Raw genomic sequence first — 20,954 nt, 5'->3', positions numbered from 1 at the left:
GATGGCACCTGCTCTCCTCCCGGTTCGTCGCGCTCTCAGCGCCGCGGTTCGACGCTCTTGCCCGGTACGACCTGCGGTGCGAGCAGCCGCGTTTCGGGGGCTCCGGAGCCCTGCAGCGCGCGCATCGCCAGCTCCACCGCGATGCGCACCATGTCCTCGGTGGGCAGCGGCACCGTCGTCAGCGGGACCTCCCGGTGCGCCGCGCTGTCCTGCCCGACCGCGACCACCGAGATGTCCTCGGGAACGTGCCTGCCGCTGTTGTGCAGCTCGGCGAGCACCGAACCCAGCGCCGCCTCGTTGTGCACCACCAGACCGGTGATCTCCGGCCGCTCCTCGAGCAGTTCGCCCAGGCACGCGCGCACCGCGTCGTAGTCGGGCGCGCACGAGCGCGAGCTGCCGCGCATCCCGCGATCCCGCACCGCCTCGTCGAAACCGCGCAGGAACCGGGTCGCGAAGCTGGTGCCCCGCTCGTAGACGACCGGGGGCGAGCCGATCAGCGCGACGTCGCGGTGACCGGCGTCGCCCAGCTCGGCCACGCAGCGCTTCGCCGCGGCCGTGAAATCCAGGTCCACGCAAGGCAACCCGCCCGGATCGTCGGGAAGCCCGATCAGCACGGCGGGCCGGGACAGCTCCCGCAGCACCGGGATCCTGGGGTCGTCGGCCTCGACCTCCATCACCAGGAACGCGTCGGCCATCGCGGAGTTGGCCACCCGGCGCAGGCCGGCCGGTCCCTCGTCGCTGGTCAGCAGGAGCAGGTCGTAGTCGTGCGCCCGCGCGGCGGTGGCCATCGAGGTGACGAAGCGCATCATCGCCGGCATGTGGATGTCGGTGCGCAGCGGCATCACCAGGGCCAGCACGCTGGTGCGGCTGCTGGCCAGGGCGCGGGCCCCGGCGTGCGGGTGGTAGCCGAGCCGCCGGATGCTGGTCTCCACGCGGCGCTGGGTCTCCGCCGAGATCGACCGCTTCCCGGACAGCGCGTAGGACACCGTGCTGGCCGACACGCCGGCATCCTTGGCGACGTCGGAGATCGACACCATCGGATCCTCCACAGGTGCGTCGAAGCGCATCGAAAGAGTCTGGTTGCGGAGATTAGGCCTGCGGGGCCGGAAACGCAAGAAGCGCCGAATTCTCGTTCTTCCGTCCCATGAAAAGCATTGACCAGATGCGCAATCCGACCGCACAATTCCGAGCCGTCCGGTCGAGAAATCATCGAAATGTTCGACATCAATTGTCGAAACGCTTCGACTGAGAACCACGTGGACCCCTATTGCGACGAAGCAACAGGAGGACGGTTTGAGAGCCCAGGCGCGAACCCGAAGACGAACGCTGCTGGCCGCTTCGCTGAGCGCGGTGCTGGCCACCGGCTGCGCCGCCGGCCGGGAGCCGGACCGGCTGACCTTCATGGACTACCACGGCGACGAACCCATGCGATCGGCGATGAGCGCCCAGCTGGAGGAGTGCGGGCGCCAGATCGGGATCGGCGTGCGGCACTACAGCGTCACCGGTGATCAGCTGGTGCCCAAGGCGTTGCGGATGGCCTCCTCGCGCTCGTTGCCGGACGTGCTGATGCTCGACAACCCGGACCTGCCGCAGTTCGCCGATACCAGCGCGCTGGTCCCGCTGACCGATCTCGGCGTCGGAGCCGAGGGGATGGCCGCCAACATCACCGGGACCGGCCGCTACCGCGGCGAGCTCTACGGCGTGGCCCCCACGGTCAACACCTTGGCGCTGTACTACAACGAGGACATCCTGCGGGCGGCCGGGGTGCGGCCGCCGAGGACCTGGGACGAGCTCCGGCGGAGCGCGCGCGAGCTCACCACGGCGCAGCACCGCGGCATCGGCTTCAGCGCCTACGCGTCCTTCGAGGGCGCCTACCAGTTCCTGGCGTTCCTGTGGCCCAACGGCGGCGACGAGCGCCGGCTCGACTCGCCGCAGGTGGCGGGCGCGCTGCGGCTGTGGACCGACCTGGTGCGCTCCGGGGCGGCGCCGCAGTCTGTGCTCAACTGGGAGCAGGGCGACGTGAAGAACCAGTTCACCGCCGGACGCCTGGCGATGATGGTCAACGGCAGCTGGCAGGCCGCCGAGATCCGCGAAACCCCGGGGCTGAACTGGGGAGTGGTCCCGATCCCGGTGCCGCGTCCCGGAGCGCCGCCCGCGACGGCGCTCGGCGGCGAGGTCATGACCATCCCGAAGACCGAGCCGTGGCGCCAGCGCAAGGCCGCTGAACTCGTGCGCTGCATGAACACCGAGAAGGCGCAGATGGCGGTGGCCCGCGCGGCCAACCGGGTGCCCAGCCGTCCGGCGGCCGCGGCGAAGCTGCACCCGCAGGTTCCCGACCTGCAGGTCTTCTACGACACCGCACCGGCCGCCCGCGCGCGCACCGAGCACCTGGGCACCCGCTGGCCGGAGACCGCCCGCGCGCTGTGGACGGCGATCCAGTCGGCGATCTCCGGGAACGCCACGCCGGAGCAGGCGCTCGAACGCGCCCAGCAGCAGGCGAACGCGGGAGCGTGATGGCGATGACCGCGCGCACCCGAGCCGCCAAGTGGGCGTTCCTGCTCCCGGCGATCGTCTACCTCGCCGCGTTCTTCGGCTACCCGCTGGTGAACAACGTGGTGATGAGCTTCCAGAGCTACACCGCCGCCACGTTCTTCACCGGCGAAGCCCCGTTCGTCGGCCTGGCCAACTGGCGGGCCGCGTTCGCCGACCCGGTGTTCGGCCGCGCCGCGATCAACACGGTGCTGTTCACCGTCGGCTCGCTGGTCGGGCAGTTCGGCATCGGCCTGCTGCTGGCCCTGCACTTCCGGCGGAACTTCCCGCTGTCCCGGTTGCTGCGCTCGCTCCTGCTGCTGCCGTGGCTGGTGCCGCTGGTGGCCGCCGGGATGGTGTGGCGGCAGATGCTCGACCAGGAAGGCGGCGTGCTCAACGGCTTCCTGCGCACCACCGGGCTGATCGAGCACAACGTGCCGTGGCTGAGCAGCCCGCAGGTGGCCCTGCTGTCGGTCGTGCTGGTCAACATCTGGATCGGGATCCCGTTCAACATGGTCATCCTCTACGGCGGGCTGCAGGAGATCCCCGCCGACCTCTACGAGGCGGCGGCCCTCGACGGGGCGGGCCGCTGGCGGACCTTCCGCACCATCACCTGGCCGATGCTGCGCCCGGTGGCCGGCGTGGTGCTGCTGCTCGGCTTCATCGCCACGGTCAAGGTGCTCGACATCATCCTGGTGCTCACCGGCGGCGGTCCGGCCAACTCGACCGAGTCGCTGAGCACCCAGGTGTTCCAGAACTCCTTCATGAACCTCGATTTCGGCCGCGGCGCGGTCGTGGGCAACGTGCTGATGGCCGCGTGCCTGGTGTTCGCGCTGCTCTACCTGCGCGCGGGCCGCAAGGAGGTGGGCTGAGTGCGATCGGCGACCTCGACCGCGGTGGCGCTGGCGATCGTCGCCGTGCTGCTGTTCCCGCTCTACTGGATGATCAACATCGCGCTGCAACCCGGGAGCAGCCTGGCCGCGCTGAGCCCGGTGCCCGACGACGCCGGGCTCGGCGGGTTCGCCGCGGCGCTGCGCGACCAGGGCGGCGCGATGGCCACCAGCCTCGCGATCGCGCTCGGCGCCGCGGTGCTGTGCCTGGCGATCTCGGCGCCCGCCGCCTACGCGCTGGGCCGCTTCCGCCTGCGGGGCGCGCGGCTGGTGCTCTTCGGCTCGCTGGTGGCCCAGATGGTCCCCGACATCGTGGTGGCCAACGCGGTCTACAACGCCTACGTCGACCTGCGGCTGGTCAACTCCTACCTCGGGCTGATCCTGGCCGACGCGGCGCTGGGCATCCCGTTCGCGACGGTGCTGCTGCGCGCGTTCATGGCCGGGCTGCCCGGCGAGGTCCTGGAGGCGGCCATGGTCGACGGCGCCAACCGGTTGCGCACCTTCGTCTCGGTGGTCGTTCCGATGAGCCGCAACGCCCTGATCACCGGTGGGGTCTTCGCGTTCCTGTTCGCCTGGAGCGACTTCCTGTTCGCGCTGACGCTCAACACCACCGACGACGTCAAGCCGGTCACCTTGGCCATCTACGACTACCTCGGCGTCGACACCACCGACTGGAGCGCGGTGATGGCCACCGCGGTCCTCGCGTCGCTGCCCGCGGCGGTGCTGCTGGTCTTCGCCCAGCGGCACATCGTCTCGGGCATCAGCGGCGGTTCCGTCAAGTAGGAAGGGAACATCCATGCGGGTCACGGTGTGGAACGAGAACGTCCACGAGACCACCGAAGCCGATGTGGCCGAGCGCTACCCGGAGGGCATCCACGGAGCGGTGGCCTCGGCGGTCACCGACCACCACCCGGAGGCGCGGGTGCGCACCGCGACGCTGGCCGACCCCGAGCACGGGCTCACCGAGGAGGTGCTGGCCGGCACCGACGTGCTCACCTGGTGGGGGCACGCCGCGCACGAGGAGGTCGACGACGAGGTCGTCGAGCGGGTGCAGCGGCACGTGCTCGCCGGGATGGGACTGGTCGTGCTGCACTCCGGGCACCTGTCGAAGACCTTCCGCAGGCTGCTGGGCACCACCTGCAACCTGAACTGGCGCAGCGCGCAGGACCGCGAGCTGGTGTGGACGGTCGATCCGACGCACCCGATCGCGCGAGGCGTTCCGCACCCGATCGCGATCGAGTCGCAGGAGATGTACGGGGAGTTCTTCGACATCCCCGCGCCGGACGAGCTGATCTTCATCAGCTCCTTCAGCGGCGGCGAGGTGTTCCGCTCCGGGTGCACCTTCCGCCGCGGGCACGGGCGGATCTTCTACTTCAGCCCCGGCGATCAGGCCTTCCCGGTCTACCACCACCCCGACGTGCGGCGCGTGATCGCCAACGGCGTGCGGTGGGCCGCACCTGCCGGCGAACGCGAGATCCCGGTGCTGCGCAACCGTCCCGAGGGGTGGTTCGAATGAGCTTCCGGACCATCACCGACGACCGCCCGCTGCGGTTGGTGATCGTCGGTGCCGGTCAGATGGGCCGCACGTGGGTCGAGGCCGTCGCCGGCAGCCGGCTCGCGGAGGTCGCGGGCGTGGTCGACCTCGACGAGGGCGCCGCGCGCGCGGCCGCACCGCCCGGTGCGGCCGCCGGGGCGTCGCTGGGCGAGGTGGCCCGGCGCAGCGCGGCCGACGCCGTGGTGGACGTGACCGCACCGGCCGCGCACCTGCCGGTCACGCTGGAGGCCCTGGAGCTGGGGCTGCCGGTGCTGGGGGAGAAGCCGCTGGCGGCGACGCTGCCCGAGGCGGTGAAGCTGGTGCGAGCCGCCGAGCAAGCGGGCGAGCTGTTCGTGGTCAGCCAGAACCGGCGCTTCCACCCCGGCCTGTGGCGGCTCAAGCGGGAGGTGGCGGCACTCGGCGAGGTCGGCCTGCTCACCCACCAGTTCTTCAAGGCACCGCACTTCGGCGGCTTCCGCGAGGCGATGGCGCACCCGCTGGTGGTGGACATGGCCATCCACAACTTCGACGCCGCGCGCTTCCTGCTCGACGCCGACCCGGTGGCGGTCTACTGCGAGGAGTTCAACCCCTCGTGGAGCTGGTACGCGGGCAGCGCCGCGACCACCGCGGTGTTCGAGATGAGCGGCGGGTCCCGCTTCGTCTACACCGGGTCCTGGTGCAGCCCGGGCCTGGAGACCTCGTGGAACTCGGACTGGCGGGTGTCGGCCGCGGGCGGGACGGCCACCTGGGACGGCATCGGCGAACCGCAGGTCGAAGCGCTCCGGCCGCGCGCGGTGGCCACCGCCGAGGACTACCCGGGCGACGACCTGCGCGGGTCGCTGGCGGTGTTCGTCGAAGCCCTGCGCACCGGTGTCGAACCGATGAACGAGTGCCACGACAACCTGCGCAGCCTGGCGATGGTCCACGCGGCCATCGCCTCGGCCGAGACCGGCTCGCGGGTCCGGGTCGACGAGGTGCTGGCCGCCGCGGAGGGCTGAGCCGCTGCGGGCACCGCGCCGCGGTGCGGTGCCCGCAGCGGGACGGCCCGCGTCAGCGGTGCGGTGCTCTCGGCGGGCGGGGGTCGAGCAGGACCGCGCAGGTGATCAGCAGCGCGATCAGCAGGAGCGCGGTGGCCGCGGCCTCGACGAGGACGGTGGTGAGCATGGTCAGCTCCTGGGCGTGGCGGGTTCGGCGGTGTTGCGGGCGCGCAAGCTCGTCAGCGTGACGGTCGCCAGGATCAGCACGATGGCCGCCAACGAGATGGGCGTGGGGATCTCCGGGACGCCGGGCCAGATGCCGTGCGCCCAGTGCAGGACGAGCTTGGCGCCGATGAGCGCGAGGATGAGCGCCAGCCCGTGGTTGAGGTGGGTGAGCTTGGACAGCGCCGTGTGCAGCACGAAGTACAGGGCGCGCAGGCCCAGCAGGGCGAAGGCGTTGGTGGTGAACACCAGGTAGGGATCGTCGGTGACCCCGTAGACAGCGGGCACCGAGTCGATGGCGAACACGACGTCGGTGGCGAACACCGCCACGACCACCACCGCCAGCGGGGTCACGGCGCGCCTGCCCGCTTCGCGAACCGTCAGCCGGGCGCCGCGGTAGTCGTCGGTGACCGGTGTCATCCGGCGCAGCAGCCGCACCGAGCGCAGCTGCGACACGTCGCGCTCGACGGTGGCACCGGCCAGCGCTTCGTGCAGGATCCGGGCCGCGGTGGCGAACAGGATCGCGCCGAAGAGCAGGAAGGCCCAGGTGCCCGCCTGGAGCAGGGCGGCACCGGCGGCGATGAACACGCCGCGCAGCACGAGCGCGCCGACGATGCCGTAGAGCAGCACGCGCTGCTGCAGATCGGGCGGTACCGCGAAGCCGGCCAGGATCAGGATGAACACGAACAGGTTGTCCACCGACAGGGACTTCTCCACCACGTAGCCCGTGATGAACTCCAGCGCCTGCGGACCGCCGGAGATGACCCACAGGCCCAGCCCGAACACCAGCGGCAGCGCGAGGTAGAACACCGACCAGAGGACGGCCTCGCGCATCGCGACCGCGTGCGGGCGGCGGGTGACCAGGAAGTCCGCGATCAGCAGGACGACGAGCACGGCGATGGTCACGACCCACAGCAACGGCGAGCCGATCGATTCCGACGGAGCGGCGAGCACGTGCACGGGCGTCTCCTCGAACCGCGTCGCGATCGAGGTCTCCTTCACCGCTGCGGGCGGCCTCCCGGGGACACCGGGGGTGTCCGTCCTGACCGGGCAGGCCCTTGGAAGTACTCCCCTCAGCGGCAGTATCGAGCAGCGCGGTGAGCTCGGCCATCCGAGCGGCGCCCGGGTGGGGGACCGCGGGCGCCGGGAGGGGATCCCTCGGCGAGTCCGGTGTGGACCGTGGTGCTGGAGGTTCGGAGGAGGCGTTTAGGATTCCGCGGGTGACCGCATTCGACGAACTCGAGCACCTGGACACCTCGGTCCTGCCGGATCGCCAGCAGCGCATCCTGGCGGTGATCCGGGACTTCGTGGTCAAGCACGGCTACGCGCCGAGCACCCGCGAGATCGGCGATGCCGTCGGCCTGCGCTCGTCCTCGTCTGTGTCGCGGCACCTGGCCGCGCTGGAGGACAAGGGGTTCCTGCGGCGCAGCAACACCCTGGCCAAGCCCATCGACGTGCGGCTGTTCCTGCAGGAACCGCAGCAGGAGAACCGGGAGGACTCGGTTCCCGTCCCGGTGGTGGGCGACATCGCGGCCGGCGCGCCCATCGCGGCCGAGGAGCACGTCGACGACGTGCTCAGCCTGCCGCGCGAGCTCACCGGCCGCGGCAACGTCTTCGGCCTGCGGGTTCGGGGTGACTCGATGGTCGACGCCGCGATCTGCGACGGCGACATCGTGGTGGTCCGCCAGCAGGCCGAGGCGCACTCCGGGCAGATCGTCGCCGCGATGATCGACGAGGAGGCCACGGTCAAGGTCTACCGCCGCCGCAACGGCCACGTGCACCTCGAACCGCGCAACCCCGCCTACGAGGTCATCGACGGCGACGACGCCACCATCCTCGGCGCGGTCGTCTCGGTCCTGCGGAACGTCTGAGCGCCCGCGGCTCCGCTCGGGAGTGCGGCGGAGCCGCTCACACCGCTGGGCGGAGCAGCTCCTAGGCGCGCAGGGCCGCGATGACCCACTCGAACGCCGGCACGCGCGGTGACCAGTTCGGCCAGTCGTTGAGCACGCCCAGCAGCTGCCAGTAGCGCTCCACCCGGCGGTCGGTGAAGGTCGTCATCCGCTCGGCCAGGTCCCGACGCTGCTCGGCGGTCATCGCGGGATCGATGAGCCGGTGCAGGACCTGCTGGCCTTCGGTCGATTCGGGGGCGATCCCGGCTTCCACCGCCGCGGGCACGTGCTCGATCACCTCCTGCGGGTCGTACTCGGTGAGCTGCTGGGGCTGCGCGCCCGCCACCGCCATCTCGCGCACGCGCGCGCGGAAGTCGGCGTCGCCGACCAGGTCGGCCAGCTCCACCCACGCCTCGACCTGCTCGGCGCTCGGGTAGTCGGGCAGGGTCGCGGGCATGGTCCGCATCGCCTGCGCGATCTGCGAGCCGGGGGCGACCTCCTCGACGCCGGCGAAGGCCTCGCGGACGAAGTCGTCGATGATGCGCTGCCGCTCGTCGGCGGACATGCGCGCCACGTCGTTCATGAGTCTCAACTCCTCGGTCGTGCTGCCACGTCGAGCGACCCACCGCAGCACCGCCCGCCGCACCTGCAGCGTGCGGATCTCGGCGTCCAGCGCCTCCAGGTGCGCCTCGGCGACGTCCTGGACGGTTTCCCGGCTGCTCAGCACCCGCCGCACCGAGTCCAGGTCCAGCCCCAGCTCGCGCAGGGTGCGGACCAGCTCGACGCGAGCCACCGCCGTCGCGTCGTAGAGGCGGTACCCGCCGCCGGACCGGGTCGTCGGGGTGATGACCCCGCTGTCCGACCAGAAGCGGATCGTGCGCACCGCCATCCCGGTGCGCCGAGCCAGCTCGCCGATGCTGAGCAGTTCGCTCCGATCGCTCACGTCGACCACGGTCAACCTTCCAGCCGGTGGAGACTCAAGCCCATTTTCCGGAGATCTCCCAACGCACACCGATCGGGAACGCAACCGTACCTATACGTACGTGCAATGAGAGTGTTTCTGGAATGAAGAGGAATGATAAGTACGATGCGTCGTCGATGAGCGACTCGGGGGCGACGTGACGCGCGCGCACGCAGATCCACCGCTCGGAGCGGGGCGCTCGGCGCATCGAGGAGGGCCACCGGTGGTCGCTCGACGAGTGGCCGATACCGGCCGAGCGGCAGCTGATCCCGACCGGGCTGGGGGAGACCTTCGTGCTCAGCTCCGGGCCGCAGGGCGCGCCTCCGCTGGTGCTGCTGCACGGCTGGGGCGCCAACTCGGCGATGTGGCGCGACGACGTGCTCGCGCTCGCGCGGCACGTCCGGGTGCACTCGGTCGACGTCGTCGGCTGCTGGGGCCGGGGGGAGCGGCGCTCGGTGCGAGCGGTCGCGGGACTCGGCGCGGCGAGCGACGGCCCCTTCCTGGCGTGCCTCGCCGAGATCGTCACCGAGTGCGCACCGCGAACCGACTGCCGGTGTTCACCGATGCCCAGCTGCGCGAGCTGCGGATGCCGGTGCTGGTCATCGCCGGGCGCGAGGACGTCATGTTCGACACCGCCGAGACCGGGCGCAGGCTGCGCGAGGTGGTCCGCGGGCGTCGGTGCGCGCGCTGCCCGGCGTCGGGCGCTCGGTGCTGGGGCAGACCGAGCGGGTGCTGTCGTTCCTGCGGAGCTGAGCAGTAATGTCGCGGGAGTGGAGCTGTTCCCGCGTCCGCGCACCGAAATCGCCCCGGGCGCGGTGCATCTGCCCGGCTGGTTGTCGCTGGACCTGCAGCGGCGGCTGGTGCTGGCGTGCCGCGACTGGGCCAAGCCGCCCGCCGGCCTGCGCGCCGCGCGGCTGCCCAGCGGTGCTCGGATGTCGGTGCGCACGGTCTGCCTGGGTTGGCACTGGTACCCCTACCGCTACTCCAGGACGGTCGACGACGGCGACGGCTCACCGGTCAAACCGCTGCCCGCCTGGCTGGCCGAGCTCGGGCGGCGGGCGGTCGCCGAGGCCTACCAGGACCCGGCGGCGGGGGAGTCCTACCGGCCGGACGTCGCCCTGGTGAACTTCTACGACGCGGACGCGCGCATGGGCATGCACCAGGACCGCGACGAGGTCAGCCGGGCGCCGGTGGTCTCGCTGAGCCTGGGCGACGAGTGCGTGTTCCGCTTCGGCAACACCGAGAACCGCAACCGGCCGTGGACCGACGTGGAACTGGGTTCCGGGGACCTGTTCGTCTTCGGCGGGGCGTCCAGGCTGGCCTACCACGGCGTTCCCCGCACGCGTCCGGGAACGGCCGACCCCTCCATCGGGATGACCGCGGGACGGCTCAACATCACGTTGCGCGAGTCCGGAATGGACTGACGCTCGTCCACTGTGGAGCACAGGGCTGCGCGGCCCGCACGACGAATCGGAGGTTGATCACCTACCGGGTGATTCAGCGGCAATGATTTCCATCGTCCACTTCAGTTTCGATCTTGGTCTGGCGATAACTCCCACGGTGCGGACATCGCCGTGGTCCGCCGAAGCCGACTAGGAGGTTCAATGACCGCTGTCGAACTGAATCGATCCGGAGACGCGTTGGCGATCGCCGCCCGGTGTCCGCTGTGCGGGTGGGAGCCCGCTTGGGCGCCGGCGCCGCTGGAGCGCTGGTACTGCCCGGACTGCGAGGTCTCCTGGCGCGACGAGCGCGGGCCGGGCCTGCGCGAGCGGCCGATCCGCGTCGACGGGCGCGAAAGCACCGAAGCACCATCGCTTTTGGGGGAATTTCAGCGATGACCACCGCCAAAACCGCCGATTTCGAGCAGGACCGGGTGCGCACCGGCCTGCGCACGATCGGCACCGAGCACACCGTGCCGCGGATCCTGCCCGGCAGCCTGCTCGCCAGCCGCGGCGAGCCGGTGTGGGCCACCGCGTCGCTGATCGCGATGCTGGAGGACGCGACCTGGGAGCTGATCGCCCCGGACGTGCCCGAGGAGTTCGCGATGCTCGGCTGCGGCGGTACTTACGAGCACGCCGCTCCGACGCTGGCCGGGCAGCGGGTGCGCATCGAGCTCGAGCGCGGTGGGCATCCGCTGAGCGGCCGGCGGACCTGGACCGCTCGCGCGGTCAACGCCGACACCGGCGAGCAGGCCGGGGTGCTGCGCCACCAGGTCGCCGTGGTCGACCGCGAGCGCTTCTACCGGCGCCTCGGCCGCTGACCTGCGAAGGGGGCATCAGGTGCGGCCTGTTCACCTGCTGTGCTGGGCAGGTCGCTCCGATGGCGATCAGGAATCCTGCTCGAAATGGGTGAGTTGGATCTCCAAAGCTTGCGCGCAGCAGGTTCGCACGTTGAACATCCCGAGCATAACAATCAGGAACCCTGATGAATGGGAGCTCGGATGACCGCGCACCGCGAGAGCCCGTGGGGCGACACCGTCGACGTCGAGTTCGACGAGGGGATCGCCTGGGTGACGCTCAACCGCCCGGACAAGCGCAACGCGATGAACCCCGCGCTCAACGACGAGATGGTGCGCACCCTCGACGCCCTGGAGGCCGACCCCCGCTGCCGGGTGCTGGTGCTCACCGGTGCGGGCGAGTCGTTCTCGGCGGGCATGGACCTCAGGGAGTACTTCCGCGAGGTCGACGAGTCCGGAGACCCCGCGCTGCAGATCAGGGTGCGCCGAGCCAGCGCTGAGTGGCAGTGGAAGCGGCTGGCCAACTGGTCCAAGCCGACCGTGGCGATGGTCAACGGCTGGTGCTTCGGCGGCGCGTTCACCCCGCTGGTCGCCTGCGACCTGGCCATCTCCGACGAGGACGCGCAGTTCGGGCTCTCCGAGATCAACTGGGGGATCCCGCCGGGCGGCGTGGTCAGCCGGGCGCTGGCGGCGACGGTCAGCCAGCGCGACGCGCTGTACTTCATCATGACCGGCGAACCCTTCGACGGCCGCCGCGCCGCCGAGATGCGGCTGGTCAACGAGGCGGTCCCCACCGCGCGGCTGCGCGAGCGCACCCGCGAGCTGGCCGCCAAGCTCGCCGCCACCAACCCCGAGGTGCTGCGCGCGGCCAAGGTCGGCTACAAGGTCGCCCAGGAGATGCCCTGGGAGCAGGCCGAGGACTACCTCTACGCGAAGTTCGAGCAGGCCCAGTTCGTCGACGCCGAGCAGGCCAGGCGGCGCGGCATGCAGCAGTTCCTCGACGAGAAGACCTTCCGGCCGGGGCTGTCGGCCTACGCACGGGAATGACGCGGATGCGCGATGATGGTGGCGTGTCCGATGAGCCGTTGACGCTGTACCTGGTGAAGCGCCTGGAGCTGGTGATCCGAGCGCGGATGGACGAGGCGCTGCGCCCGCACGGCCTGACCGCCACGCAGTTCACCGCGCTCACGGCGCTGCGCCGACGGGCCGGGCTCTCGTCGGCGCAGCTGGCGCGTCGCTCGTTCGTCACCCCGCAGACGATGAACGAGATGGTGCGCTGGCTGGAGGAGCGCGGGCACATCGAGCGGCACCGCGATCCGACCAACCGCCGGGTGCTGCTGATCAGCCTCACCGAGGACGGGCACGCGCTGCTGCGCGGCTGCGACCCGGTGGTCGCCGAGATCGAGGACGAGCTGCTCGCGGCGATCCCCGAGGTCGAGCGCCCGCTGTTCCGCCGGAGCCTGGAGCGCGCGCACGACGACCTCAGCGGCGGGGAGTAGGGCCCGTGTGAGGATGGCGGGGTGAGCGCAACACCCGAGGACTTCCCGGCCACCCGCGTCTACGCCACCCGGTGGACCGACAACGACATGTACGGGCACCTGAACAACGCGGTGTACTACCAGCTGTTCGACACCATGATCAACGGGTGGCTGGCGGCCAACGCCGCGGTCGATCCGGCCGCGGGCGAGGTCGTCAACGTCGTCGCCGAATCCGGGTGCCGGTTCTTCGCCGAGGTCGGGTTCCCCGCGGACGTCACCGTCGGGCTGCGGGTCGCCCGCCTGGGCAGCAGCAGCGTCACCTACGAGCTCGCGCTGTTCGACGACGAGGCCGTCTGCGCGGCCGAGGGCAAGTGGGTGCACGTCTACGTCGACGCGCGAACCCGACGCCCCACCCCGATCCCCGCGGACGTCCGCGAAGCGCTGCAGGTGCTCGCGGGGGCCACGCGGAGTGAATGATTCCGGAAACAACCACCATTCAGTCGAGTCGCGCCTGGGTCGTCCGAGTGGCTGGCCCAGCCCGCATTGGTTACATTCCGTTCGTGCGAGTGATAGGGACTTCTCGCACGGGCTAGCCGCACGCGGCGCGCTCCTGCGGTTGGGCCCCGCGGCGGCGCTGGGTTGGTCATCCCCTTCCTCGGCCAGCCCGGCGCCGTCGAGCCGGTCGCCCGCGCGGGCTGGTCGCGAGCTCCTGCGAACGCGAGACGCCCGCTCCGCCGGTGTGTGAGACTGCGGCGCATGCCTGGTGGTTGGGAATTGATCGTGTTCTTCGGGTTTCCGCTGTTCGTTCTCGGCGGCATCGCCGCGTTGGTCGTCCTGCTCAAGCGGCGCGGCTGAGCAGCGGTTCTCCCGAGGCGAGATCGCGCGGCGCCGCACGGGCCCTCGCGTCGCGCGAACGCGCTCGTGCGGACGAGATGTCGCCTGACGCCCCGAGAGCGGGGCGGCCTCCGCGTGGTGCGCTGCGACCCGCGCACCGGTGGGGCTTCACGCAGGATTTCCGCGCGGCTCAGGGTGGCGGGCCGATGCTGCCGCGGACGACGAGCTCGCTCGGCAACCGCTTCTCGCGCCGGCGCAGCCGCTCGGTCGACTCCAGCCTGCTGTGCAGCATGTCGACGGCGTGCTCGGCGAGCTCGTCGAGCTGGTGCCGCACGACGGTCAGCGGCGGCGACATCAGCGCGGTCCACTCGGCGTCGTGGAAGACGACCACCGAGAGGTCGTCCGGAATCGCGATGCCGGATTCGCGCAGGTGCGTCACGATGGTCGCCGAAACCGCGGTGTTGCCCACGATCAGCGCCGTCGGTGGTTCCGGCTGCGACAGCACCCGGGACAGCGCGGATTCCGCTTCGACGTTGCGGAAGGCGAGCTCGGCCACCATTCCGGGCGCTTCGTCGACGCCGCGCTCGCTCAAGGCGCGGCTGTAGCCGCTGACCCGCTCGCGCCCGGTCGACGTGGTGCTGGGCCCGCTGATCAGGGCGATGCGGCGGTGTCCGCGTTCGAGGAGCGCGGTGGTCGCGTCGTGCGCGGCGCGTTCGTTGTCGACCCCGACCACGTCGATGCTCCCGATGCGATCGACGAAGCGGTCGACGAAGGTCAGCTCGATGCCGAGGCTCCGCATGTGCCGCCACGCCGCGCGGTTCTCGGTGCCCGGGGCGGCGATCACTCCGCACACCCGCTTCTGCATCAGCAGCTCGATGCTCTTGAGCTCCATCGCGGGGTCTTCTTGCGTGGTCGTCAGCAGAACGCCCAGTCCGGCGCGGGTCGCATGGCGCACGACGTGATCGGCCAGCTGGGAGAAGAACGGGTTGGCCACGTCGGCGAGCACGAGGCCGATCGTGTTGGTCGTGCGGGTGCGCAACTCGCGCGCGGCGCTGTGCGGGCGATAGCCCAGCTCGTCGATGGAGTCGAGCACGCGCTGACGGGTTCGGTCCGAGACCGAACCGTTCGCGTTGACCACCCGCGAGACCACCCCCGGGGAGACTCCCGCGTGCTCGGCGACGTCCTTGACGGTGGGTTCGCGACCCCGTGCCATGGTCCCCCTCCTTCGCTCCGAGCATTCTCGCGAGAGGTGCCGCTCAGTCGTCGAGCGGGTTGACAGCGGAACGTCCGGATGCCACAAAATACAACGTTGCACACCGAGTATAACGTTATACATGACTGACGAAGGAGTCAGCATGCACGGCATCGGAGTCGAGTTCGCGCGAAGTTCTTCGAGGAACGGCAGCCGAGCGGCCGCGCTCGGGACGGCGGGGGTGAGACCATGAGTTCCCGGGATTCGGAGGTGCCGGCCGAGCCGGAGCAGCTGCCGGAAGTGCCGCCGGAGTTGACCGAAAGGCGGCTGAGCCTCGGCACGATCGCGAAGTTCTTCGGCCCCGGAGCGATCATCGCCTCGCTCACCGTGGGCAGCGGGGAAACCGTGCTCGCTTCTCGGATGGGTGCGGTCTTCGGCTTCGCCGTGCTCTGGCTCGTGGTCGTCGGAGCGGTCGCCAAAGCCGCGGTGATCTACTCGTCGAACCGCTACGCGGTGCTCACCGGCGAGCACCCGATGCGGGGGCTCGCCAGGGTGATTCCCGGTCCGCGCGGTTGGTTCCCGATGCTGATCGGCGTGCTGGCGGTGCTGTCCTTCCCCTTCGTGGCCAGCGCGCTCGCATCGGGCATCGGCGGCTACCTGCACCGCATCGCCGGCGGTCCGGCGATCGCGTGGGGACTGGTGCTGCTGGTGCTGGCCGCGGCGATCGCCTGGTTCGGCTGGTACGCGCTGTTGGAGCGCGCCCAGGTCGCGATCGTCGCGCTCAAGGTGACGCTGGTGGTCGTGGCGGTGTTCGCGGCCGATCCGCAGTGGCTCGACGTGCTGAGCGGCTTCGTCCCGCAGACCTTCGCCTACCAGCCGTTCGTGGGAGCCGAGTACCCGGACATCGCGGCCGAATCGGCCTGGGTCGAAGCGGTGGTGTTCATGGGCGGCCTCGGCGGCGGCATGTACGACTACATCGGGTACGCGGGCCTGATGCGCGAGAAGCGCTGGGGCGCGATGGGTCTGCCCGGGCGGGCCGACGACGTCCCGCTGGTCGAACCGCTGGCGCTGACCGAGACCGAACGGGAAGCTCGTCGGGTTCGCGGATGGGCGCGGGCTCCGCTCGGCGACGTGGTGCTCAGCTTCGCCACGATGGCGCTGACCGCCGTCGCGTTCATCATCACCGGCAAGGAGATCCTCGGTGCTGCGCACAACGTGCCCAGCGGCAACGACGTGCTGACCTACCAGGGCGACGTGCTGGGCATCATCCACCCGGTTCTGCGGTACTTCTACATCGTCGCGATCATCATGGTCTTCCTGGGCACCATGTACGCGATCTGGGAGGTCTACACGCGCACCACCCACGAATCGCTGTCGGCGGTGTCCAAGCGGGTGCACGCGGGCGGCGTGGCGCGGACCCGGCGCTGGGTCTACGGCTACGTGCTGCTGGGCGGGGTCGCGCTGCTGCTCACCGGGGGAGATCTCGTCGACCTGATCAGCCCGGCGAACATCGTCGGGGGCACGGTCGCCGTGGGCGTCTACGGGTTCGGGCTGCTCGTGCTGGAGCGGCGGGTGCTCCCGAAGGCGCATCGCATCGGACGGGCCGGTCGAGCGCTCGTGACCGCGTCTTCGGCGATCCTGCTGGTGGCGGGCCTGATCGCGCTGGCCCAGTACCTGGGCGTCGTCCGATGAGCGGCATCAGTCCCGGTCATGCCGTCGGAGCGGGTTGCTTCCTCCTGCTGGCCGGGTTCCGAGCGCAGGACGGTTCGTGGTGGTGGGCCCTGGTCTTCGCCCTCGCTTCGGCGTGCCAGGTCTACTTGGGACTGCGCGGGGGAGGAGGGGGATCGGGAGCCCGCCCCGCGTCGGAACCGGACGCGCGCAGCTCGCGCACCTGGCGCGCGCTCGCGGTGTCGTCCTGCGTGCTCACGGCCGGGATGCTGGTCGTCCAACCGGTGTTGAGCCCGATCGCGGCCATGGCCGCCCTGTACTGCTCGTGGATGGTCGGCCGCGCTCGCGGTCGGTTCCGCGCCAACCCGCGAGATCGCTTGAGCGGATGACGTGCGCCGCGCACGCCCCCGAACCCGATCGAAATCGTCATCACCTGCTATCAGCTGGGAGCTTCTGGTGAACTTGCACGAATTGCTGCTGGACCGCGAACAGGCCGACGACCCGATCCGGGTCGGGGTGATCGGCGCGGGCCGATTCGGGACGATGTTTCTGTCCCAGGTGCGCAACACGCCCGGCATGCGGGTCGCGGCGATCGCCGACATCGACCTCGAACGCGCGCACGCGGCGCTCGACCTGGTGGGCTGGCCGCGCGAGGACGTGACCGACGATCCGGGCGACGCCGTCTCCGCGGATCGCACCGCGGTCGTGGCCGACGCAGGCGTTCTGTTCCGCGAGGGCATCGACGTGATCGTGGAAGCCACCGGGAACCCGATCGTCGGCATCGCGCACGCGCTGCGGGCGTTCGACGCCGGGCAGCACGTGATCATGGTGACCGTGGAGGGCGACGCGCTCGCCGGACCAGCGCTGGCGAAGCGCGCGGCCGACCGGGGACTGGTCTACTCGCTGGCCTACGGCGATCAGCCGGCCCTGGTCATGGAGCTGGTCGACTGGGCTCGGACGTCGGGATTCGACGTGGTCTGCGCGGGCAAGGGCGCGAAGTACCTCGAGCACTACCACGAGATGAACCCCGACAACGTCTGGGAGCACTGGGAGTTCTCCAAGGAGCTGACCGATTCCGGGCAGCTGAACCCCTACATGCACACGGCCTTCCGGGACGGCACGAAGGCGGCGATCGAGATGGCGTCGGTGGCCAACGCCGCCGGTCTGGTGCCCTCGGACGACGGGCTGACCTTCGCACCCGGCGATCTCGAGGAGATCGCCTCCGTGTGCCGGCCGAGGGAATCCGGGGGCGTTCTGGCGCACGAAGGCTCGGTGGAGGTGATGTCGAGCGTCACCCGCGATGGCGAGTGGATCCCGCACAACACCCAGGAAGGCGTGTTCGTGGTGGTCAAGGCGACCAACGACTACGTCTCCGGCTGCTTCTCCGAATACCCGTGGCACCCGGACCCGTCGAAGCGCTACGCCGCGCTCTACCGCCCCTACCACTACGTCGGTCTCGAACTGGGCATGTCGATCGCCAACGCCGTGCTCCGCGGCGTGGCCACTGGTGCGGCCAGGGGCTTCTACGGCGACGTGGTGGCAACGGCGAAGAAGGACCTCTCGGCTGGCGGCGAGCTCGACGGGGAGGGCGGTTACACGGTCTGGGGCAAGCTGATCTCGGCGCGCGCCTCGATGGAGCGGGGGGCTCTGCCGATCGCCCTCGCGCATCACGTGGAGCTGCTGCGGGACGTACCCCGGGGCACCGTTCTCACCCGCGATGACGTCGTGCTCGACGGGCGGTTCGACCAGGTCCTGGAGCTCCGCTCGGAAACCGAGGAGTTGCTGGCGAAGTGAACGGCGAGCGGGAGGTGGTCGGCGATGGCGCTTCCAGCTGACGGCGAGGTGTCCCTGCTCGGTCTCGGGCCGATGGGCGCGCCGATGGCGGAGAACTTGCTGCGCGACCGGGGCGAGCTCGTGGTGTGGAACCGGACTGCCAGCCGCGCCGGGAGATTGGTGGCCCGCGGGGCTCGTCGGGCCGCCACACCCGCCGAGGCGGCGGGCGAGGTGGTGTTGACGGTCCTTCCGGATCTGCCGGAGGTGGAGGCCCTGTTGTCCGGACCCGGCGGACTGCTCGAGGGATGGCGCAGCCGGGGTGTCGCGCGGCCGGTCCTGGTCGTGCACGGCACGGTCTCGCCGGTGGCGCTCCGGGAGTTCGCCGAACGACTCGAGGCGCAGCACGGCGTCCGCGTCGTCGACGCGCCGATGAGCGGGGGCGTGCCGGGGGCGCAGCGCGGCGAGTTGAGCCTGATGGTCGGCGGGGACCAGGTCGCGGTCGAGTCGCTGCGACCCGTGTTCGACGCGGTCGCCGGATCGGTGGTGCACATGGGTCCTGCCGGCAGCGGTCAGCTGGCCAAGGCCTGCAATCAGGTGGTGGTCGCGGGGACCATCTCGGCGTGGTGCGAAGCGCTGGTGATGGCCGAGCGGCACGGGCTCTCCCGCGCCGACCTGCTCGACGCGCTGGGGCGTGGTCTCGCCGGCTCCGCAGTGCTGGAGCAGAAGGCGAGGCGCTGGTTGGAGGCCGGGTTCACCGGGGGCGGTAGTGCCCGCAACCAGCTCAAGGACCTCGTCTTCGCGCGCGATGCGGCTCGCGAGGTCGGCGCTCCGTCAGCGCTCGTGGAGCTCGTCCTCGAGCAGTTCGAGCGGATGGTCGAGGCGGGCGACGGCGACCTCGACCACTCGGGCCTCGTCCGAACCCTCGGCGGCTGACGGGAACCCGTCGGAACCGGTGCGCCCGGCGCGGGACTCCCGGCCGGTCCGGCCGCACCCGGAGGCGAGCGCTTCACGGGTGCGGCCGAGCACCTGCTCAGTACAGGGTCGTCAGGGCGTCCTTGGTGAACGGGACGAGCTCCTGCTGGCGGTCGTTGAGGACCTTCTCGGCCCACAGCGGGTCGGCGAGCATGGCGCGGCCGATGGCCACCAGGTCGAACTCGTCGTTCTCGAAGCGCTCCAGCAGGCGTTCGATGCTCTGCACGCCGGCGCCCACGCCCATTCCCGCGCCGGGGTCGAAGGCCAGGTCCAGGCCGACCGAGCCGACGGTGATGACCGGCTTGCCGGTGAGCTTCTTGGTCCAGCCGGCGATGTTGAGCTCCGGGTCGGCCTGCGGGAACTCGGCCTCCCAGTAGCGGCGGCCGGAGGCGTGGAAGGCGTCCGCACCGGCTTCGGACAGCGGGGCGAGGATCGCCTCCAGCTCGTCCGGGCCCTCGGCGAGCTTGGCGTCGTAGTTGTCGGCCTTCCACTGCGAGAAGCGGATGACCACGGGGAAGTCCGCCGAGACCCGCTCGCGCACCGCGCGCACGATGTCGGCGGCGAACCTGGTGCGCTCCACGTGGTTCCCGCCGTAGGCGTCGGTGCGGCGGTTGGTGCGCTCCCAGAGGAACTGGTCGATGAGGTAGCCGTGCGCGCCGTGCAGCTCCACGCCGTCGAAGCCGATGCGCTCGGCCTGCGCGGCCGCCTCGGCGAAGGCGTGGATCACGTCGTCGATGTCGCCCAGGGTCATCGGCGAGCCCGCGCCGGGGGTTCCGTCGAGGCCCACGCCGGACGGGGCCACCGTCGCCGCCTCGGGGTAGGCGCCGGAACCGGCCGGGCGCTGGATGCCCACGTGCCAGATCTGCGGCATGATCTTGCCGCCCTCGGCGTGCACCGCGCGCACCACGCGCGACCAGCCGGCGAGCTGCTGCTCGCCGTGGAAGCGCGGGATGTCCGGGCTGAAGCCGGCCGGCGGGTGGTCGACGAAGGTCCCCTCGGTGATGATCAGGCCGGTGCCCGCGGCGGCGCGGCGGGCGTAGTAGGCGGCGACGTCATCACCGGGAATCCCGCCGGGTGACTGGATGCGGGTCATGGGGGCCATGACGATCCGGTTCGGCAGCGAAGTGCCGCCGATCTCGAACGGGCGGGCCAGTGCCTGCGCAGCGCGGGTGGTCACTCGCGGCTCTCCTGTCGTGCGGTCCAGGTCCGCGACCCGGACGGGAAAGTGTGCACGACAAACGTACAGATCCCGTCCGAAGAACTGCAACTGTGTCTGTTGCTATTATGGGGTGGTCCACGTTGTTAAACTGCGCGCCGTCCTGCGAGGGGGTGGAGAACGTGCTGGACATCCGGTTCTGCCGGGCGCTGCAAGTCATGATCCGGCTTGCCGTGGCGGCCGAGGGCGAGTCCGCCGTGCTCAGCTCCACCCGGTTCGCCGAGGAGCTCGGCACCAACCCGAGCCTGGTGCGCAAGCTGCTCGTCCCGCTGGCCGCGGGCGGCCTGGTGGTCAGCACCAAGGGCCGCGGTGGCGGAGCCAAGCTGGCGCGGCCCGCCGAGGAGATCACCCTCGCCGAGATCTACCGCTGCGCGGTGGGCGACAAGCCGCTGTGGGCCTCGCCGGACTGCGAGCACGTCTGCGAGACCACCGCCAACGCCACCCGCTACTTCGCCGATCTGACCGCCGAGGCCGAGCAGGCGGTGCTGGCCTCGCTCGGTGATCGGACGCTCGCCGACAGCGTTCGCGAGTTCCGCTCGATCGACGCCGAGCCGGGTGGCAAGGCCTCGGCGGAGTGACGTCC

The 20,954-nt window shown here is 70.9% G+C and carries 23 protein-coding genes; 18 read left to right on the top strand and 5 right to left on the bottom strand.

Annotated elements, in window-relative coordinates; all coding sequences use genetic code 11:
- Positions 1-35 precede the first annotated feature (35 nt).
- Positions 36-1,037 (bottom strand): LacI family DNA-binding transcriptional regulator, encoded by a 1,002-nt coding sequence (locus ACFQRI_RS18990; RefSeq protein WP_380670445.1) that lies wholly within the window; start codon positions 1,035-1,037, stop codon positions 36-38.
- A 256-nt stretch (positions 1,038-1,293) separates the two neighbouring features.
- On the opposite strand from ACFQRI_RS18990, the gene ACFQRI_RS18985 reads away from it, so the two are divergent.
- From ACFQRI_RS18985 to ACFQRI_RS18965, 5 genes are read left to right on the top strand one after another with little or no spacing between them, the layout of a single operon-like run.
- Positions 1,294-2,514 carry an ABC transporter substrate-binding protein gene (locus tag ACFQRI_RS18985; protein WP_380670443.1) on the top strand — a complete coding sequence of 407 codons (1,221 nt, stop codon included), beginning with the start codon at positions 1,294-1,296 and terminating at the stop codon, positions 2,512-2,514.
- Positions 2,515-2,519: 5 nt separating this feature from the next.
- A complete protein-coding gene (locus tag ACFQRI_RS18980) occupies positions 2,520-3,401 on the top strand; it encodes a carbohydrate ABC transporter permease (RefSeq protein ID WP_380670441.1) in 882 nt (293 codons plus the stop codon).
- A complete protein-coding gene (locus ACFQRI_RS18975) occupies positions 3,402-4,202 on the top strand; it encodes a carbohydrate ABC transporter permease (RefSeq protein WP_380670439.1) in 801 nt (266 codons plus the stop codon).
- Positions 4,203-4,215: 13 nt separating this feature from the next.
- A complete protein-coding gene (locus tag ACFQRI_RS18970; protein ID WP_380670437.1) occupies positions 4,216-4,935 on the top strand; it encodes a ThuA domain-containing protein in 720 nt (239 codons plus the stop codon).
- A complete protein-coding gene (locus ACFQRI_RS18965) occupies positions 4,932-5,951 on the top strand; it encodes a Gfo/Idh/MocA family protein (RefSeq protein ID WP_380670435.1) in 1,020 nt (339 codons plus the stop codon). The genes ACFQRI_RS18970 and ACFQRI_RS18965 overlap by 4 nt, the downstream gene beginning before the upstream one ends.
- Before the next feature lie 168 nt (positions 5,952-6,119).
- Here ACFQRI_RS18965 and ACFQRI_RS18960 read toward each other — a convergent pair whose 3' ends face one another.
- Entirely contained in the window at positions 6,120-7,112 is a 993-nt protein-coding gene (locus tag ACFQRI_RS18960; protein WP_380670703.1) for a TerC/Alx family metal homeostasis membrane protein, read from the bottom strand.
- A 260-nt stretch (positions 7,113-7,372) separates the two neighbouring features.
- Here ACFQRI_RS18960 and lexA point away from each other — a divergent pair, with 260 nt between their 5' ends.
- Complete coding sequence (gene lexA, locus ACFQRI_RS18955; RefSeq protein ID WP_380670433.1) at positions 7,373-8,023, top strand: transcriptional repressor LexA; 651 nt, start codon at positions 7,373-7,375, stop codon at positions 8,021-8,023.
- 61 nt (positions 8,024-8,084) lie between these two features.
- Here the strand turns inward: lexA and ACFQRI_RS18950 are convergent, their stop codons facing one another.
- Entirely contained in the window at positions 8,085-8,984 is a 900-nt protein-coding gene (locus tag ACFQRI_RS18950) for a helix-turn-helix domain-containing protein (protein WP_380670431.1), read from the bottom strand.
- 547 nt (positions 8,985-9,531) lie between these two features.
- Here ACFQRI_RS18950 and ACFQRI_RS18945 point away from each other — a divergent pair.
- From ACFQRI_RS18945 to ACFQRI_RS18915, 7 genes are all read left to right on the top strand, one after another.
- Positions 9,532-9,762 (top strand): alpha/beta fold hydrolase, encoded by a 231-nt coding sequence (locus tag ACFQRI_RS18945; RefSeq protein ID WP_380670429.1) that lies wholly within the window; start codon positions 9,532-9,534, stop codon positions 9,760-9,762.
- Positions 9,763-9,772: 10 nt separating this feature from the next.
- Positions 9,773-10,426, top strand: coding sequence for an alpha-ketoglutarate-dependent dioxygenase AlkB family protein (locus tag ACFQRI_RS18940; protein ID WP_380670427.1), 654 nt, complete (start codon positions 9,773-9,775; stop codon positions 10,424-10,426).
- 180 nt (positions 10,427-10,606) lie between these two features.
- Entirely contained in the window at positions 10,607-10,840 is a 234-nt protein-coding gene (locus ACFQRI_RS18935; protein ID WP_380670425.1) for a hypothetical protein, read from the top strand.
- Positions 10,837-11,262: a thioesterase, FlK family gene (locus tag ACFQRI_RS18930; protein WP_380670423.1), complete on the top strand. Its 426-nt coding sequence runs from the start codon at positions 10,837-10,839 to the stop codon at positions 11,260-11,262. The genes ACFQRI_RS18935 and ACFQRI_RS18930 overlap by 4 nt, the downstream gene beginning before the upstream one ends.
- Before the next feature lie 180 nt (positions 11,263-11,442).
- Positions 11,443-12,285 carry a p-hydroxycinnamoyl CoA hydratase/lyase gene (locus tag ACFQRI_RS18925; protein ID WP_380670421.1) on the top strand — a complete coding sequence of 281 codons (843 nt, stop codon included), beginning with the start codon at positions 11,443-11,445 and terminating at the stop codon, positions 12,283-12,285.
- 5 nt (positions 12,286-12,290) lie between these two features.
- A complete protein-coding gene (locus ACFQRI_RS18920) occupies positions 12,291-12,737 on the top strand; it encodes a MarR family winged helix-turn-helix transcriptional regulator (protein WP_380670419.1) in 447 nt (148 codons plus the stop codon).
- A 21-nt stretch (positions 12,738-12,758) separates the two neighbouring features.
- On the top strand, positions 12,759-13,193 hold the full coding sequence (locus ACFQRI_RS18915; RefSeq protein WP_380670417.1) for an acyl-CoA thioesterase: 435 nt from the start codon (positions 12,759-12,761) through the stop codon (positions 13,191-13,193).
- 547 nt (positions 13,194-13,740) lie between these two features.
- Here ACFQRI_RS18915 and ACFQRI_RS18910 read toward each other — a convergent pair.
- A complete protein-coding gene (locus tag ACFQRI_RS18910; protein ID WP_380670415.1) occupies positions 13,741-14,763 on the bottom strand; it encodes a LacI family DNA-binding transcriptional regulator in 1,023 nt (340 codons plus the stop codon).
- Positions 14,764-14,991: 228 nt separating this feature from the next.
- Here ACFQRI_RS18910 and ACFQRI_RS18905 point away from each other — a divergent pair, with 228 nt between their 5' ends.
- The 4 genes from ACFQRI_RS18905 to ACFQRI_RS18890 all read left to right on the top strand — a co-directional run bounded on the left by ACFQRI_RS18905 (position 14,992) and on the right by ACFQRI_RS18890 (position 19,116).
- Positions 14,992-16,434 (top strand): Nramp family divalent metal transporter, encoded by a 1,443-nt coding sequence (locus ACFQRI_RS18905; protein WP_380670413.1) that lies wholly within the window; start codon positions 14,992-14,994, stop codon positions 16,432-16,434.
- Positions 16,431-16,799 (top strand): hypothetical protein, encoded by a 369-nt coding sequence (locus ACFQRI_RS18900; RefSeq protein ID WP_380670411.1) that lies wholly within the window; start codon positions 16,431-16,433, stop codon positions 16,797-16,799. Before ACFQRI_RS18905 ends, ACFQRI_RS18900 begins: the two co-directional genes overlap by 4 nt.
- Before the next feature lie 67 nt (positions 16,800-16,866).
- Complete coding sequence (locus ACFQRI_RS18895) at positions 16,867-18,204, top strand: NAD(P)H-dependent oxidoreductase (RefSeq protein WP_380670409.1); 1,338 nt, start codon at positions 16,867-16,869, stop codon at positions 18,202-18,204.
- Positions 18,205-18,228: 24 nt separating this feature from the next.
- Positions 18,229-19,116 carry an NAD(P)-dependent oxidoreductase gene (locus ACFQRI_RS18890; protein WP_380670407.1) on the top strand — a complete coding sequence of 296 codons (888 nt, stop codon included), beginning with the start codon at positions 18,229-18,231 and terminating at the stop codon, positions 19,114-19,116.
- Positions 19,117-19,213: 97 nt separating this feature from the next.
- Here the strand turns inward: ACFQRI_RS18890 and ACFQRI_RS18885 are convergent, their stop codons facing one another.
- Positions 19,214-20,332 carry an NADH:flavin oxidoreductase gene (locus ACFQRI_RS18885; protein ID WP_380670405.1) on the bottom strand — a complete coding sequence of 373 codons (1,119 nt, stop codon included), beginning with the start codon at positions 20,330-20,332 and terminating at the stop codon, positions 19,214-19,216.
- Between the two features lie 161 nt (positions 20,333-20,493).
- Between ACFQRI_RS18885 and ACFQRI_RS18880 the strand changes: the two genes are divergently transcribed.
- Complete coding sequence (locus tag ACFQRI_RS18880) at positions 20,494-20,949, top strand: RrF2 family transcriptional regulator (protein ID WP_380670403.1); 456 nt, start codon at positions 20,494-20,496, stop codon at positions 20,947-20,949.
- Positions 20,950-20,954: the final 5 nt, after the last annotated feature.

It is taken from the genome of Saccharopolyspora griseoalba (assembly GCF_042665275.1).
In the GTDB taxonomy this organism is placed as follows: Bacteria; Actinomycetota; Actinomycetes; order Mycobacteriales; family Pseudonocardiaceae; genus Saccharopolyspora; species Saccharopolyspora griseoalba.
The sequence above is the reverse complement of the archived record's forward strand: the minus strand, read 5'-3'. Positions and strand labels throughout refer to the sequence as shown.